16 protein-coding genes, 2 tRNA genes and 1 pseudogene are annotated in these 14158 nt (G+C 67.9%); 11 read left to right on the forward strand and 8 right to left on the reverse strand.

The genetic code is table 11. The annotated features are described in order from the left end of the window. Positions 1-209: 209 nt before the first annotated feature. Together ACQPZP_RS00040 and ACQPZP_RS00045 are read left to right on the forward strand one after the other, a co-directional pair. A pseudogene (locus ACQPZP_RS00040) lies at positions 210-584 on the forward strand (DUF3566 domain-containing protein); the annotation flags it as partial. 93 nt (positions 585-677) lie between these two features. Then, positions 678-754 (forward strand) — tRNA-Ile (locus ACQPZP_RS00045). Between the two features lie 619 nt (positions 755-1373). On the opposite strand, the gene ACQPZP_RS00050 is transcribed toward ACQPZP_RS00045, so the two are convergent. The 4 genes from ACQPZP_RS00050 to ACQPZP_RS00065 form a co-directional block, all read right to left on the reverse strand. Continuing rightward, entirely contained in the window at positions 1374-1646 is a 273-nt protein-coding gene (locus tag ACQPZP_RS00050) for a helix-turn-helix domain-containing protein (RefSeq protein WP_433475544.1), read from the reverse strand. Continuing rightward, positions 1646-2137: a DUF2975 domain-containing protein gene (locus tag ACQPZP_RS00055; RefSeq protein WP_433475545.1), complete on the reverse strand. Its 492-nt coding sequence runs from the start codon at positions 2135-2137 to the stop codon at positions 1646-1648. The genes ACQPZP_RS00050 and ACQPZP_RS00055 overlap by 1 nt, the downstream gene beginning before the upstream one ends. 1012 nt (positions 2138-3149) lie before the next feature. Further along, entirely contained in the window at positions 3150-3506 is a 357-nt protein-coding gene (locus tag ACQPZP_RS00060) for an ADP-ribosylation/crystallin J1 (RefSeq protein ID WP_433475546.1), read from the reverse strand. 42 nt (positions 3507-3548) lie between these two features. Further along, on the reverse strand, positions 3549-4412 hold the full coding sequence (locus ACQPZP_RS00065; RefSeq protein ID WP_433475547.1) for a dioxygenase: 864 nt from the start codon (positions 4410-4412) through the stop codon (positions 3549-3551). 162 nt (positions 4413-4574) lie between these two features. Between ACQPZP_RS00065 and ACQPZP_RS00070 the strand changes: the two genes are divergently transcribed. Then, positions 4575-5309: a bleomycin resistance protein gene (locus ACQPZP_RS00070; RefSeq protein ID WP_433475548.1), complete on the forward strand. Its 735-nt coding sequence runs from the start codon at positions 4575-4577 to the stop codon at positions 5307-5309. A 468-nt stretch (positions 5310-5777) separates the two neighbouring features. Here the strand turns inward: ACQPZP_RS00070 and ACQPZP_RS00075 are convergent, their stop codons facing one another. Further along, positions 5778-6128 carry a VOC family protein gene (locus tag ACQPZP_RS00075; protein WP_433465501.1) on the reverse strand — a complete coding sequence of 117 codons (351 nt, stop codon included), beginning with the start codon at positions 6126-6128 and terminating at the stop codon, positions 5778-5780. Positions 6129-6309: 181 nt separating this feature from the next. On the opposite strand from ACQPZP_RS00075, the gene ACQPZP_RS00080 reads away from it, so the two are divergent. Genes ACQPZP_RS00080 through ACQPZP_RS00090 form a run of 3 tightly spaced genes read left to right on the forward strand, consistent with a single transcriptional unit; the run spans position 6310 to position 8405 of the window. Then, positions 6310-6543, forward strand: a complete 234-nt coding sequence (locus ACQPZP_RS00080) for a hypothetical protein (protein ID WP_433475549.1) — start codon at positions 6310-6312, stop codon at positions 6541-6543. Then, complete coding sequence (locus tag ACQPZP_RS00085; protein WP_433475550.1) at positions 6500-7438, forward strand: AraC family transcriptional regulator; 939 nt, start codon at positions 6500-6502, stop codon at positions 7436-7438. The genes ACQPZP_RS00080 and ACQPZP_RS00085 overlap by 44 nt, the downstream gene beginning before the upstream one ends. A gap of 40 nt (positions 7439-7478) precedes the next feature. Next, a complete protein-coding gene (locus tag ACQPZP_RS00090) occupies positions 7479-8405 on the forward strand; it encodes a DMT family transporter (protein WP_433475551.1) in 927 nt (308 codons plus the stop codon). A gap of 16 nt (positions 8406-8421) precedes the next feature. Here ACQPZP_RS00090 and ACQPZP_RS00095 read toward each other — a convergent pair whose 3' ends face one another. From ACQPZP_RS00095 to ACQPZP_RS00105, 3 genes are all read right to left on the reverse strand, one after another. Continuing rightward, positions 8422-10215 (reverse strand): M64 family metallopeptidase, encoded by a 1794-nt coding sequence (locus tag ACQPZP_RS00095; RefSeq protein ID WP_433475552.1) that lies wholly within the window; start codon positions 10213-10215, stop codon positions 8422-8424. A 121-nt stretch (positions 10216-10336) separates the two neighbouring features. Next, positions 10337-11128: an SDR family NAD(P)-dependent oxidoreductase gene (locus ACQPZP_RS00100; protein ID WP_433475553.1), complete on the reverse strand. Its 792-nt coding sequence runs from the start codon at positions 11126-11128 to the stop codon at positions 10337-10339. Positions 11129-11145: 17 nt separating this feature from the next. Beyond that, positions 11146-11355 carry a hypothetical protein gene (locus tag ACQPZP_RS00105; protein ID WP_433475554.1) on the reverse strand — a complete coding sequence of 70 codons (210 nt, stop codon included), beginning with the start codon at positions 11353-11355 and terminating at the stop codon, positions 11146-11148. A 208-nt stretch (positions 11356-11563) separates the two neighbouring features. On the opposite strand from ACQPZP_RS00105, the gene ACQPZP_RS00110 reads away from it, so the two are divergent. The 5 genes from ACQPZP_RS00110 (at position 11564) to ACQPZP_RS00130 (ending at position 14156) form a co-directional block, all read left to right on the forward strand. Then, positions 11564-11683: a DLW-39 family protein gene (locus tag ACQPZP_RS00110; RefSeq protein WP_021592723.1), complete on the forward strand. Its 120-nt coding sequence runs from the start codon at positions 11564-11566 to the stop codon at positions 11681-11683. Positions 11684-11705: 22 nt separating this feature from the next. Beyond that, on the forward strand, positions 11706-12422 hold the full coding sequence (locus ACQPZP_RS00115; RefSeq protein WP_433475555.1) for an HAD family hydrolase: 717 nt from the start codon (positions 11706-11708) through the stop codon (positions 12420-12422). A gap of 16 nt (positions 12423-12438) precedes the next feature. Continuing rightward, positions 12439-12514, forward strand: a tRNA-Ala gene (locus tag ACQPZP_RS00120). 490 nt (positions 12515-13004) lie between these two features. After that, on the forward strand, positions 13005-13181 hold the full coding sequence (locus ACQPZP_RS00125) for a hypothetical protein (protein WP_433475556.1): 177 nt from the start codon (positions 13005-13007) through the stop codon (positions 13179-13181). 456 nt (positions 13182-13637) lie between these two features. Further along, positions 13638-14156 carry a tetratricopeptide repeat protein gene (locus tag ACQPZP_RS00130; protein WP_433475557.1) on the forward strand — a complete coding sequence of 173 codons (519 nt, stop codon included), beginning with the start codon at positions 13638-13640 and terminating at the stop codon, positions 14154-14156. The last annotated feature ends 2 nt before the right edge of the window (positions 14157-14158 follow it).

A 14158-nucleotide genomic window follows, 5' to 3' on the forward strand; every position in this document is an offset into this window, starting at 1 on the left:
AGCCGTCCGGTTCGGTCTCGACAGGACGTACGGACATGCCCGCCAAGCCGTTCAACTCCCCAGGAACCCCGTCGGGCAACTCGACGTCCACCTCCGGCTCCGGTTCGGGCTCGGGCGGCCGCGGCTTCGCCGGCACCGTCCTGAAGGACCGCCCGTCCACCTCGATGGCCCCCGCCAACTCCTCGTCGAAACCCGCCAACGGCAAACCTGCCCGCAAGGCCCAGCTTCAGCTCTCCCGGCTCGAACCCTGGTCGGTGATGAAGTTCAGCTTCGTCATGTCGCTGGTCTGCTTCGTCGTCCTCCTGGTCGCCGTCATCGTCCTGTACGTGATCCTGTCCGGCCTCGGCGTGTTCGACGCGATCAGCGACACCGTCAACAGCCTCACCAAGGAACAAGGCGAAACCAGCAGCGGCGTCGACGCCGGCAACTGGTTCTCCTTCGTCCGCGTCTTCGGGTACACCGTCCTCGTCGGCGCCCTGAACGTCCTCCTCATCACCGCCCTCTCCACGGTCGGCTCCGTCATCTACAACCTGGCCGCCGACCTCGTGGGCGGCGTGGAAGTCACCCTCAAGGAGGCCGAGTAGCCCCACCCCGCCGCCGCCCCGCAATCGATTTCCGGTTGCCCGCCCAGATGGGGTAACCTCTCGTTGCGCCGCCAGGGGGCGGCGGCACACTCCGGGCCTATAGCTCAGTCGGTTAGAGCGCATCCCTGATAAGGATGAGGCCGGTGGTTCAAGTCCACCTAGGCCCACCAGATCAATGCAGGTCAGAGACCGGTTCCGAGTAACTCGGAACCGGTCTTCGGTCGTTTGGCACTCCCATGGCACTTGGACTCCGTGCCATCACGGGGCACGAGCTGATCCCCCGAGACAACCCGATCGTCCCTGATCCTTTTCCACTTGGACCTGGCGAGGCCCGGTGTCGCCTGCGGCACTCCCTGACAGGGCGCGCGGTTTGTGTGGGGGGTCGGTATCCGAGGGGGCGTTGGACGAGGACGATTCACAGATGGCTTGGGAGCGACAACGAGAGTTCGGCCGAAACCGACGCTAGCCCCGTCTCTGACCCGGAGACCTACGAGCCCCTTCAGCTCCATGCCAGGGCGCTGATGCCCGCTCGCATCCGGTCGTGTACGACACGTCGAATACCGCAGGGTGTCGTCCGGGCGGAGCTTCGCCGTCGCGGGCAAGAAATGGAAGTCGTGCACATAAGGCGCCTGGACCGGGCGCGCTCCAGGCGGCGGACGAGGATCGAGCGCGATCCTGGAGGTGGCAGCAGTAGCCGGACAGGGAAGGTCGGTAGATGAGCGTCTAGATGCGCGCAGCCTCTCCCAGCCGCATCACACCAGATCAAACCCCAATTTGGCGGCTGCCGTACTAGGGTTCGTCTTCCACTTCGGCCTTCGCCGACGTTGCCGACGCCAGAGGTCTCCCGTCCGCGGTGTCCTTGGCCTCAAAGCGCAGCAGGTCTCCCGGCTGGCAGTCGAGCGCCTCGCAGAGCGCCGCGAGTGTGGTGAAGCGCACCGCCTTGGCGCGGCCGTTCTTGAGTACCGCCAGGTTGGCGGGGGTGATCCCGACGCGGTCCGCGAGTTCGCCCACCGACAGCTTCCGCTTGGCGAGCATCACGTCGATGTCGACGGTGATCGGCATCAGATCACCTCGTCCAGCTCGGCCTGCATCTGCGTCGCTTCGACTTCTCGCGCGACGGCCTGGGCGAGCAGCGTCCGCAGCACGAGCACGATGAGCGCGACGCCCAGGATGGCCACGCCAATGCCGCCCATGATGAGGGTGACGCCCGGGTCGTCTCGCTGGCCCGGCGCATTGAGGGCCGTGACCGCGAACCACACGAGGGCAGCCGCCACGATCGCGCCGATGATGACGTCCACGTACCGGAAGGCGGCGTGGGAGAACACGGTTCCGCGTCGCACCATCGTCACCAGCCGCCATACGCAGACCCCGGTGACCTGGACCGTCCCGATGCCCAGGATCGTGATCACGCGCAGCGGGGTCAGTGGGAGCGACCCGTCCTCTGGGTCGTTCCCGCTGACCAATGCCCACACCATCAATGCCTGGACCAACACGGTGCCGGTGAGCACCACCCCGAGCACGGCGCGCAGCGCGCGCACTGTCAGCTTTCCCATGGCCCCACCTTCCATCGAGTTGCGATGGAAATCTATCGGTATTCGATAGATAAGGCAAGGGGTTGGCTGAGGAGGCTCGGCGCTTCAGCGACCGCAGCGTGACGTGGCGCCGCCGACACCAGGCACGAGCACGATGGTTCCACCAGCGCGCACGCCTGAACAGGGAATATTCGCTGGTCAGCTAAGAACCGGCGGCTGCCGTACCAGCGTGCACCGGCGAGCGTTGGCGCCTGCCTTGAGAGCAAACGGTTGGGGCTGCCTCTGCCTGGAGGGCAGGCGACCAGCATCCGGCGATTGGGCGCCAGCTCCCGCCACGCCTTGATCGCGGGTAGGAAGTCGGTGTCCGTTGAGACCGGCAACGACAGGACACCGTTCCCGAGTGCGGCGTCACGGATTATCTCGGTGGCCAGCGCGACGTCGGTCAGTTTCTCCTCATAGGTGCGGTGACGCTGCTGAGGCGGCTCACATGGGGGCGGTCGCCCCTCGACGCCAAAGCCCTGCAGCGGTTGGGAGTGGTGTGGTCGAAGGGTGCCGCTTTATGCGTGGTGGCCCTTTCCTTATGGGGCTCAGCCCCCGCCCCCTCCAGTTGAGGTGGGCTGATTGCGGCGACGTGCGAGCGTCCATCGCAGGAGGCCGTAGAGTCCTGCAACAACCCACAGCACGCCTAGACCTGCCGTCGGCTCGGCCCACCACAGCACCCGGCCGATGATCAGAACGAGCCCAGCCATCAAGGTGATGACCGAGATCACGCCGGCGGTGCGAGTGAGAGCGAAGGACTTCCCACGGAGACGACCCTCAGAGTCGTAAAGCAAACGGTCATCAAGGCGGTTAAGCGCATCCCATAACCGTGCCACGCATACCTCCTAGGCCGGGGCCGCAGCCCGATATGCCCGTCAGCAACCCGCGTAGCGTAGCCCTCCCTTGAGAGCGGGAAAGCGCGGGTGGTCAGCGTGTCTGTGCAGGTCAGGGGTGGTTATCCAGAGGGTGGGGGTGTTTCTCCACAGGTTGTGGATTACTTGGGGGCGTCGGCGTGGAACTCGTGGATGACCTCGATCAGGCCGATGATGTGCTTGTTGAACTCTTCGAGATCCTCGGCGGGGACCCAGAGTTCCAGGATCGTTCGGCCGCCGGCCTGGCGGACGGGGTAGCGTGCGGCGAAGGCGGCGTCCACCTCGAACCTCGTCACGTAGCCCGAGCCGTGTGCGGGCACGTTCCAGTCGCGCGCGATCTTGATCGCGTAGTCCTCGTTGAGGACCGGGTAGAAGATCGGCTGGTCCGGGAGCCTGGGCGGCCATGAACGCCAGCCCGAGGCGCGCAGGAGGTCCAGCTCGGCGGGGCCGACCGGGCGCCAGAGGGTGCGGGTGGTCATCCGCAGAGTCTGCCCGGCTGGGACGTCCGGTGGCCACGGCATTTACCGGTCGGCCTCCCTGCTGAGGACCAGGTCGAACTGGGCGTGGCGGAAGGGGGCCTGGACGTTGTTCCGGGAGGCGGCCTCCTTGTCGTTTGATTCGGTGAAATCGACGATGAGGCTCTGCTTGACCGCGAAGACCGCGTCGGAGTCCAGATAGGGGCTGCCTGCAACGAAGACGTGTGTGGTCAAAGGGGTGTGGCCGTCCGCCCCGACGATGAAGTGGATATGGGCCGGGCGGTAGGGGTGGCGTCCGGTGGCTTCCAGGAGGCGGCCGATCGGGCCGTCCGTCGGGATCGGGTAGTGGCTGGGGATGACGGTGCGGAAGTTGAACCGGCCTTCGGCGTCGGTGTGGAAAAGGCCGCGTCCGTTGCCGACCGGTTGCACGCCGGGTTGCTGAACGTCGTAGAAGCCGTTCTCGTCGCACTGCCAGACGTCGACTTCCGCGTTGGGCAGAGGTGCGCCGTCGGTGTCCAGCACGCGTCCTGAGACCACGCACGGCTCTGCTTCGCCGACCAGATCGATGGTGTCGCCAAGCGCGCGCTGCGGCGACTCCACCATGTGGAAAGGGCCAAGGACGGTGCTTTCTGTGCCGCCCTCGTGTTCGTTCAGTGTCTCCACCAGCATCGAGACGCCGAGGATGTCCGACAGCAGGACGAACTCCTGGCGTGTGTCGGTGCAAGCCTGGCCGACCGATGTGAGGAACCCGATGGCCACCTCCCATTCCTTGATGGACGGCTTCGTCTCGCGGACGAATGCGTGCAGATGGCTGGCGAGCGCGTCCAGCAGGTCACGGAGGCGAGCGTCGGGGGTGTTGCGAAAACTGTCCTGAACGGCCTGTGTGGCAGTGTGCTCGTTGAAGTCCACGGATGCCCTCCTGTCCACAACCTGTGGAAAACTCTCGGCGAGGTTTGACCTGCCCCTCCGAATGGTGCCCACCGCGACACATCATCCTCCATCTGCTCCGGTCGGGGCGTGAAGATGTAATCAAACTTGACTAGCTTCCTTGGCGTTCCTACGCTCTCGGGTATGGGTGAGAAGGCGATACCGATCTTTCCGTGCCGTTCCATCACCGCGACCTGGGAGTTCTATCGGGTCCTCGGTTTCGGGCAGACCACCTGGCAGACGAGTCCGAATCCCCACCTGGGGGTTCGCCGCGGCGACGTCGAGCTCCAGTTCTTCGGCCGGAAAAAGCACGATCCGGCCGCGTCCATGAACATGTGCTACATCACCACGACGGAGGTGGACGCCCTCTACGAGTCGTTTCGGAGCGGGCTCAGGCAGGCCCTCGGTCGGATTCCCACCCGCGGGCTGCCTCGGCTGAGCGCCTTGCGTGACATGTCCTATGGAGTCCGGCAGTTCCTGCTCAGCGACCCGGACGGTCTTCAACTCCGCGTCGGCCAGCCCATATCGGACGATCTGCGGCATGCGCCGATTCCGAAGGAGCCGGTGGCCAGGGCCTTCCACATGGCCGCGCTCCTCGGCGACTCCAAGGGGGATCACCGGGCCGGGGCCCGGATCCTTGATCATCTGCTGGCGTCGGGCGAGCCGCTGTCGTCGTCCGACCGCCTGAAAGCCCTCGTCCTGCGTGCCGACATGGCCGTCCACCTGGACGAACTGCCTCGGGCCCGGGCGCTCATAGCCGAGGCTCGCGCGATCGACATCCCCGACACCGCCGGCCTGTCCGATGACCTTCAACGGCTGGCCGACCTGGAGACGGCGTCGAGGGACCAGGACGACCCGGGTGTGCCGCCGTCGGCCTGACCTGTGGGAAAGTGAGGCGGCACCGCGGGTGAGCTGGGGACGTGGTTGGGGATTGCTGTGGGCAACGTTGTCCACCGGCGGGGCACGGTTGTGGAGGGTGTCCGCCCACAGGGTGTGAACAGGGTGTGGGTGACGATGCCCCCGGCGAGGTCTTGTCGCTGGTCAGCGGCTTTTCCACGACGTGGACAACTGGTCGCGCAGGTTGGGGGCGGCCTGGGGAAGAATGGTGGACGCAGAGCCGGGCCGTCGTACCCAGGTTGTGCACCAGAGTTATCCACAGGTTGTGGATTCTGTGGATGGAGTCGCCGTCGCGGCGATCCTGGAGGGGACGGCCTTCGACGGGCCGTCCAGACCGTGGAAAGCCCGGCTGTTCTGGGGATCCGCCTGTGGACGCGTCCTCCGGAACGCCTGTTGCGACGCCGAGGGAGGTGTGTGCCGAGGTTGCCCACAGCCTGTGGATGACGGCGCCTAGAGGTCCTTCGCCAGCGGGTGCAGCGGCTGGTAGATCGGAAGGTCTCCGCCGCTCGGCAGTCTGATCGCCGCGAGCAGGCCCCAGCGCTGTTCGCTGACCGGCACGTCGACGTGGACACCCTTGTCGATCAGGTCGTCCAGCGTGGCGTGGATGTCGTCGCACATCAGGTAGAACTCATGGCGGGGCTGCCCCTCCGTGGGATGCGCGGCCAGTTCGGCGGGAGGCAGCTTGAAGATCAGCCAGCCGTGGCCGGCGTCGACGTCCGGGAAGCCCAGCACGTCCCGGATGAACGCGCGGTCCGCCTCGGCGTCGCGACTGTAGAGGATGACATGGGCACCGTTGATCATGGCCTTTCCCTTCGCCGTTCTCTGGTCCTTCCCCTGCCCGGTGCCAAGGATTCGAGTTCCGCGCCACGCCCGGCGCAGCGGGGGGACGCGGGCGTACTGTGGTCCGGAACCGGCGCCGCGAGGGGCGTGATCGCCTCTCCGACCTGCGAACACCAGTTCGAATGCGTGCTACGCTCCCGGCATGGGGCAGTTGCTGAACGAGCCGGTCCGCGCCGAGCACGACCCGGCGGGACGGCTCACCGCGTACGAGTGGCGGGGGACGCGCTACGCGGTCGACGAGGTGCTGAAGACCTACGGGACGGCCCGCGAAGGCAGGGTCTACCGGATGCGGGTCACCGGCGCGGAGGGCGTGGCCGTCGTGGAGCTCGGCCGTGACGAGGATCGCTGGCGGCTCCGGCACGTCTTCTCGGCCTGACCGGCACCGGCGGGCGCGGAGCGGTGACGTCGCCGGCGCCGACCGGACGCTGTGGACGCGGGTGGGCGGCATCCAGGGGGCGCCGCTCGATCTGCTGACGGCCAGGATCGGCAGCCGGCACTACGCGCCGCACACTCACGACGAGTACGCCATCGGGGTGACCGTCGACGGCCTGGAGACGATGCTCTACCGGGGCGAGCGGATCTACTCGGCGGCCGGGGACGTCGTCGTGGTGGAGCCCGGCGAGGCGCACACAGGCGGTCCGGCACGTCCCGAAGGCTTCGCCTATCTGTGCCTTTACCCGGGCGCCGAGCTGCTGGGAGCGGCGACGACGGCGGAACCCGGGCCGGTTTCGGTGGAACCCCACTTCGCCGACCCGATCATCGACGACCCGCGGCTCGGCGAGGCGCTGCGGCTCGCCCACCGCGCACTGAGGCTCGGCGAAGATCCGCTTGAGGGCGAGTCACGGCTGCTCGGAGTGCTGGGCGCGCTCGTCCAGCGGCATGCGGCGTCCGGGCCGAAGGCGGTCCCGGGGCACCGCAGGGCCGAAGCCGGGCGGATCGCGAGAACGGTCGCGACTCGCCTGTCCGACGAACTCGTCTCCCCGCCGACGCTCGCCGAAGTCGCTGCTGACCTGGAGCTTTCTCGCTATCAGCTGTTGCGCGTCTTCCGGGACGCGATGGGAATGCCGCCGTACGCGTGGCTCGCCCAGCACCGGGTGGCGCGTGCGCGTGCGCTGCTCGACGTGGGGCTTCGCCCGGCGGAGGCGGCGACGCTCGTCGGCTTCGCCGACCAGGCGCATCTCACCCGCTGGTTCCGCCGCGTGCTGGGCGTCACGCCGGGCGCGTACCGCAACAGCGTTCAAGACGGCATGACCCGCCGGCCCGCATCCTGAATGTCGTGAACGTCCAGAGTGGACGTGAACGGAGGTCGGGTTGAGTCGCCGTGGCTGGATGCTGTTCGCGCTGATGAGCGTGCTGTGGGGCATCCCCTATCTGATGATCAAGGTGGCGGTCGAGAGCGTCTCGGTCCCCATGGTGGTGTTCGCGCGGACGGCGCTCGGCGCGATCATCCTGCTGCCGCTCGCGGTCAGGGCGGGCCGGTTGGACCTGGTCCGGCGTCATTGGCGTCCGCTGCTGCTCTTCACCGCCGTGGAGATCCTCGGCCCGTGGGCGCTGCTGTCGGACGCGGAGAACCGGCTGACCAGCTCCATGACCGGGCTCCTGATCGCCGCCGTCCCGATCATCGGGGTGCTGCTGGCCCGGCTCGCCGGGGACGCCGAGCGGCTCGGGCCGGTGCGGTGGGCGGGGCTCCTGGTCGGGCTGGCCGGCGTCGGTGTGCTCGCCGGGCCGCACCTCGGCGGCGGCAGCGCATGGGCGATCGGCGAGGTCATGCTCGTCGCGCTCGGGTACTCCATCGCACCCGTGATCGCCACCCGGCGGCTCCAGGACCTCCCGAGCCTGCACATGGCGGCGTTCGCGCTGGCGATCGCCGCACTCGTCTACACCGGCCCGGCGATCGCCACCTGGCCGGAGACCATGCCGAGCGGGCGCGTCCTCGTGGCGCTCGTCGCGCTCGGCCTAGTGTGCACGGCGCTGGCTTTCATCGTGTTCTTCGAGCTCATCCGGGAGGTCGGCACGTCCAGGGGCATGGTGTTCACGTACGTGAACCCGGCCGTGGCCGTCGCCGCCGGGGTCGTGTTCCTCGACGAGCCCCTCACCGGCACGATCACCGCATCGTTCGTGCTGATCCTCGGCGGCTCCATCCTCGCAACCGCGCACCGCTCCCCGGAGCCGGCGCCCACGTCCGACACCCCCGCGCCCCAACCCGCGTCCGCAGCGGAGCCCGCGTCCGAACACTGACAGGGGCGAGGGCCGGTCAGCGCAGCGTCGCAATGAACCTCGCGGGCTTTCCGACGTTGCCCGCCGGGTCGATGGCGCGGTATTCGATGGTGTGGCGGCCCTTGCCGAGCTTGCCGTAGGTGAGGCTGTCGATGACCGTACCGTTCTCGGTGAACAGCCAGGGCGCGGACGAGTCGGTCGGCCAGCCGAAGTAGTTGAACCATCCGTCGCCGTCCACGCGGAACTCCGAGACGACCACGCCTGGACGGTCGTCCGCGCCGGTCAGCCGCATGGTGAACGGGCCGTCGAAGACGTACTCGGGCGTGTGCCCGGGGCGCACCCGGCTCGATCCGGCCTTGGAGAGCTCATAGGTCACGGTCGGGTCCTGCGCGTCGATCGCCCAAGAGCGGCTCTTGGAGCCGACTTCCGCGGCCAGCGTGTGCGTGCCCTTGGCCAAGTGGAACCGTCTCAGGTCGATGTCCCGGTCGCCGCCGGTTACACGCCGTCCGTCGAGTTCCCAGCGCACCTTCGGCGCGTTCTGCACAGGGTGGGTCGTCTCCACGTACACGACAGACTCGCCCCCGACGGGCTTGTCGGTCGGCGTGGACGACGTGAAGTCGGTGGGGACGTTCGCAGGCGGTGTGGTCAGGCTCGTGTCGACCGTCCATGTGCGGACCTGGGTGAGCGCTGCGGATGACCGTATCGCTGGGTCCCGGACGAAGCCCGTGGGGTCGGTCACCGTCGCCTTGACCGTGTGCGTGCCCTTCTTAAGGTGCAGCCTGGACAGATCCAGGTTCGCCCCACGTCCAACGGTCTTCCCGTCGACCGTCCATGTGACGGACACCTGGTGACCGGTCGGATGCATCGTTTCGATCCACAGCACACGATCGTCCCCCACAGGGGCGTCCGTGGGCGTGTTCGCCTGGACGAGGTTGACCTTGGCTGAGATCCGCTGGGTCATCCGTTCACGTGCGACCTGGTCGTAGTAGTAGCCCAGCGTCTTCATCATCGAGTGCTGGCTCGGCCTCCACACTCCCTTGCTGAAGTAGAGCCCGCCCTCGTACCGCCCTATGGTGCCCCCGGCCTCGCTTCGTTCACCGAGCCACCGCCACCACTTCGTCTTCTGCGCCTTCATCTCTTGCTCGGTCAGCAGCGTGTGGTGAATGGAGCCAGGCTCAGGACCGGTGTACGTCCCGCCAGGGACGCCACGCTGGTAGTAGTCGTACTCGTCGTCCAAGCCACCCAGCGAGTGGCCGAGCTCGTGCGGCGCGATGAGAGCCGACATTGCGTTCCCGCCGGACGCTGTTGCATAGGTGCCGCCTGCACCGCCGTAGGTGTCGCTGTTGGCCAGCGCAAGGAGCTGCCGATTTCCCGCCGTCGTGCCTGGGACGAGGTCCGCGTACGTCTTGGCAGCCGTCGAGTCCATGACCAGAAGGCGCTGGATGCCGTCCTCCCGGCAGCCGCTCCAGAACGCCATCTTCAACGGTGTCGTGCGGCGCGGGGACGACAGTGCAGGGTCGCAGCTGACCCCTGACTCCCCGGACGGGATCTCCACCGCGTACACGTTGATGTAGCTCCGATACGACTTGAAGGGTTCGATCGTCCACAGGTCGTTCAGGTGCTTGGCGAGGTGCGCGCGGAACTTCGGCATGTCCGCCGCCGTGTAGCCGTCCCCCAGCACGACAAGGTTGAAGCGCTTCGCCGGATCACCGGTGATCTGGACCGGAACCACCGTCGCGTCCGCCGGCTCCGCCGCCCGGGCGGGCGCCGACGGCAGCGACAGGACGGTCACGGCCGCAGTCCCGATCACGATCTTCCTGCCCGTCCACATGCGCAGACCTCCTCGCGCGGGGCGCACACGGCGGGCGGGGTGCGGCCAGGACGGTGCGCCGGCTCGTCCCGCTGATCAAGCGGGTCCGCCCGGATTATCGCCGGAAGATCCGGATTTGTCGCTACCTCTTGTCGCGCTGGCCGTCCGCGAGGCCCCGCGAGATCCGCTGCCCGCCCGCACGCCGCTGCACTGCCGCGGACAGGACAGGGGCGACCCCGCCTATCAGCGCGCCGATCCGCAGCCCGAGCGGCGCCACGTCGATTTCCGCGACGTTCCGCTCGATGGCCCGGACGGTCGCGCGCGCCACGTCCCGGGGCGACTTCGTCCCGACCCCCTTGGGCAGACTCACACCCGCGTCGGCGAACATGCCCGCGTCCCGGATGAAACCTGGGAACACCGTCGAGACGCCGACGCCGTGCGGACGCAGATCCTCCCGCAGCGCCAAGGCGAAGCCCCGCATTCCGAACTTCGTCGCGTTGTACAGCGACGCATGCCCGGACGCCGTCTTACCGGACAGTGACGATACGAATACCAGATGTCCGCGGCCACGATCGGCCATTTGCGCGGCCGCGAGCTTCGCCATCACGATCGGTGCCCGCAGGTTCACGTCCAGCGCCCGGTCGATCTGCGCGATCGAGTAGTCGGCCAGCAGCCCGGAAGCGGGCAGTGCCGCGTTCGCCACCAGCGCGTCCACCCGTCCGGCCTCGTCCAGCAGCCCCTCGGCCGCCGCCCGATCCGCCAGGTCGGCGACGATGGCCCGCCCGCCGAGCCGCTCGGCCAGCGGTTCCAGGACGTCCGCCCGGCGGCCCGTCAGCACGACCCTCGCCCCGCGATCGGCCAGCGCCCTCGCCAGCGCCTGGCCGATTCCGCCGGTCGCCCCGGTCACCAGGACGTTCGCTCCGCGCAGATCCATGCCGAGATGATGGCGGATCACATCCCGATCCGCCACAGCAGCAGAATGATCGACGACAGCACCAGCCCGGCGGTGCCGAGCGGCACCTCGCCCAACGCGATCATGGCGGCGCAACCCATGGCGGTCAGGCCCGCGACCAGGACCATCCCGCGGCCCCCGGAGCCCCGCTCCTCCGGCACGCCCGAGTCCAGCTCGCGTTCCCAGCGCCGGAAGTCGTCCTCAGCCATCGGCACTCCCGAAGGTCGTCACCCCGGATTATGCGGCCGTCCCGGCCCTGCGAAACGTGACGTCTTCTTTGGACGCGCGGTCCGATGAGGGCGACTGAGTGCTGATCGCCCGGCAACGGTTGCTAGGCTGCGGAAGAGCCTGGGGGAAGCAGTCACTATGCGCAATTCCCGGGTTTTGACTTGATAGTCGAGGTGAAGGGGTCCCACCGTGAAGAAGCTGCTCGTCCTCGCCGTTGTCGCACTCGGTGGCTTCGCCGTCTGGCGCAAGCTCCAGCAGGACCGCGCCGAGCTGGACCTGTGGACCGAGGCCACGTCGTCCGACAACTGACACGCCGGCGACAGGCCCCGGCGTGAGCGAAGCAGAGCCGATCACCGTCGCCTGCCTCGATCTCGCCGGGACCACCGTCGCGGACGGCGACACCGTCGAGTCCGCCTTCGCCGAGGCGATCGCCACCCTGGGGATCGTCTCCGGCACGGCGGCCTACGGCCGTGCCCTCGCCGGCTTCCGCGACGCGCGCGGCGGATCGAAGATCGGCATATTCCGCTCGCTCTTCGACGAGCCCCGCGCCCAGGCCGCGAACCTGGCGTTCGAGCGTTCCTACGACCAGCTCGTCGACAGGCGCGGTCTGAAGCCCGTACCCGGCGCCGATGCCGCTCTTGCGCGCATCCGCGGCGCCGGCGTCCGAGTATGCCTGCTCACCGGCTTCGGCCGCAGCACACAGGCCCGCATCCTCGACACCCTCGACTGGTGGGACCGCGTTGATCTGACCCTCTGTCCCGAGGACGTCCCCCGCGGCCGCCCGTGGCCCGACCTCATCCTCACCGCGGCCCTGCGCCTCGGCGTGGACGACGTCCGCCACATCGCCGTCTGCGGCGACACCGCGAACGACATGCTCTCCGGCCGCCGTTCGGGCGCGTCAATCGTCGCCGGCGTCCTCACCGGCGCCCACGACCACGACCGCCTCCTCACCGCCGGCGCCACCCACATCATCCCGAGCGTCGCCGCCTTCCCCGACCTCATCCTCCGCACTCCCGCCGATGCCACGCCCATCCCCGACCCCGGGTAGGCTTGACCCGCCGCGAGGGGCCTTAGCTCAGTTGGTAGAGCACCGGCTTTGCAAGCCGGGTGTCAGGGGTTCGAATCCCCTAGGCTCCACCAGGCAAAACGCCCTCATCCCGATCATGGATGAGGGCGTTCGTGCGATTAGCGTGCGATCAGGCCACCGGGACGAGCGCCCCACCAAGGCCGCCGTCATCCTCGTCATCGTCGCCGTTCCGCTCCGCTTTGATCTTGTCGTTGAGCGCATGTCCGGTGACCTGCACGGTTCTGAGCCGCCCGAGCGGGTCCCTGCGAAAGTCGGTTGAGCTTCCTGGTACCAGAGGGCTCCCGCCCCCTGGACCCTCGGAGCCGGAGCACTTATTCGCGCGAATCGGTCCTGTCCACATCGGCCCGTTCGCGCGAATAAGCACTCCGGACCGATGCACGCCCGTGCGGCCGGAGGCCGGGTCAGTGTTGCCCAGACTCCCATGGTTCGCCCAGGTGGCCGGAGGCGGGAGGATCGGGGCTTTGCGGGAGACCCGCGCCTCCGGACGGTCGAGGGTGGTCGCTCACACGGCGATCGGCCACAGCCAACCGAAAGGAGCCTGTCATGGCCGCAGGCAACGGGAACACCGGCGGGACGGGCGAAGATCCCGAACTCACCCCGCAAGAGGAAGATGCCCTCATGGAGGACCTCACCCTGGGGGCCCAGGCCTTCGACGCTCATCCCTCGTACCTGGAGGACGAGGTCAAGGGTGCTGGCCCCGACCCGGACCAGCTCAAGTAGGTAGTCCGGGAGAACAACCGCGGTCCGTGCCCCGATCAAGGGGCACGGGCCGTACCAGTTTCGGAACGGTGACTACCACAACACGGCGGTGGCGGGCGGGTCGCCCGGCGCCGAAGACAACGTCCGACTAGCCCCCTATCAGGGGCGGTCGCCAGGGGGCAAGAGCGGTCACTTGGGGATCTGGGTTGCCCAGGTCAGAACCAAAGTTCCGGCCTGGGTAGCACCAGGGAACCAGACGTCACCGGAGCTGTCACGCCATCACCGGCACCAAACGCCGCTGCGCCCCCGGAAATCTCACGGCCAGTTAACGCTGCGCCATGGTGGTCTGGCGGGTGTTGAGGTATCTGGCAACAGAACAGCGGGTTCGCACTCGTCGAAGGCCGCTACGAAGACGTACTCGACGCCGCCCAACGAGGGCAGGAGTTCGCCGGCAGCAGCAACGCTGCGGTTCAACTGATGTTGAAGGAAGCGCAGGCGTACTCACGGCTCGGAACCACCTTCCGAACAGAATCACGCCAGGCCCTTGAACGCGGCGCGGAGGTTCTCGGCCAACTTGCCACTCCCTCCAGGCCGGATCACCATTTCGTGTTCGACCACTCCAAGTGGGTGTTCTACGCCTCCACGATCTACACCAACCAGGGCGACGACGAACGCGCCGAAGAGCACTCGCTCGAAGTCCTGTCCCGCCACACCAGGGCCGACGGCACCAGCAACGCCCCCATGCGCACGGGCGACGCCCGGATCAACCTCGGGATCATCCACGCCCGCCGAGGCGATCTCGACGAGGCCGTTCGGCAAGGTCTGGCCGCCTTCGACTACGACCGCCAGAACTACGACCTTGCGATGCGAGGCCAAGACCTCGTTGAGGTGCTCGATGAGCACTACCCCGCCGAACCACTCGCCGAGCAGTTCCGCGAACGACTAATAACCACCCGCGAAGCCGTCCGCCAATACCGGTCCGAACAACGCAGCTGACT

This window comes from Spirillospora sp. CA-142024 (genome assembly GCF_050942325.1).
Lineage (GTDB): Bacteria > Actinomycetota > Actinomycetes > Streptosporangiales > Streptosporangiaceae > Spirillospora.

What these genes read in the sequence shown, in the direction of transcription:
- ACQPZP_RS00105 (WP_433475554.1), bottom strand. Translation starts at nt 11,355, where the DNA reads ATGGCTGAGGACGACTTCCGGCGCTGGGAACGCGAGCTGGACTCGGGC.
- ACQPZP_RS00130 (WP_433475557.1), top strand. Translation starts at nt 13,638, where the DNA reads ATGTTGAAGGAAGCGCAGGCGTACTCACGGCTCGGAACCACCTTCCGA.
- ACQPZP_RS00075 (WP_433465501.1), bottom strand. Translation starts at nt 6,128, where the DNA reads ATGATCAACGGTGCCCATGTCATCCTCTACAGTCGCGACGCCGAGGCG.
- ACQPZP_RS00055 (WP_433475545.1), bottom strand. Translation starts at nt 2,137, where the DNA reads ATGGGAAAGCTGACAGTGCGCGCGCTGCGCGCCGTGCTCGGGGTGGTG.
- ACQPZP_RS00070 (WP_433475548.1), top strand. Translation starts at nt 4,575, where the DNA reads ATGGGTGAGAAGGCGATACCGATCTTTCCGTGCCGTTCCATCACCGCG.
- ACQPZP_RS00080 (WP_433475549.1), top strand. Translation starts at nt 6,310, where the DNA reads ATGGGGCAGTTGCTGAACGAGCCGGTCCGCGCCGAGCACGACCCGGCG.
- ACQPZP_RS00125 (WP_433475556.1), top strand. Translation starts at nt 13,005, where the DNA reads ATGGCCGCAGGCAACGGGAACACCGGCGGGACGGGCGAAGATCCCGAA.
- ACQPZP_RS00095 (WP_433475552.1), bottom strand. Translation starts at nt 10,215, where the DNA reads ATGTGGACGGGCAGGAAGATCGTGATCGGGACTGCGGCCGTGACCGTC.
- ACQPZP_RS00100 (WP_433475553.1), bottom strand. Translation starts at nt 11,128, where the DNA reads ATGGATCTGCGCGGAGCGAACGTCCTGGTGACCGGGGCGACCGGCGGA.
- ACQPZP_RS00060 (WP_433475546.1), bottom strand. Translation starts at nt 3,506, where the DNA reads ATGACCACCCGCACCCTCTGGCGCCCGGTCGGCCCCGCCGAGCTGGAC.
- ACQPZP_RS00050 (WP_433475544.1), bottom strand. Translation starts at nt 1,646, where the DNA reads ATGCCGATCACCGTCGACATCGACGTGATGCTCGCCAAGCGGAAGCTG.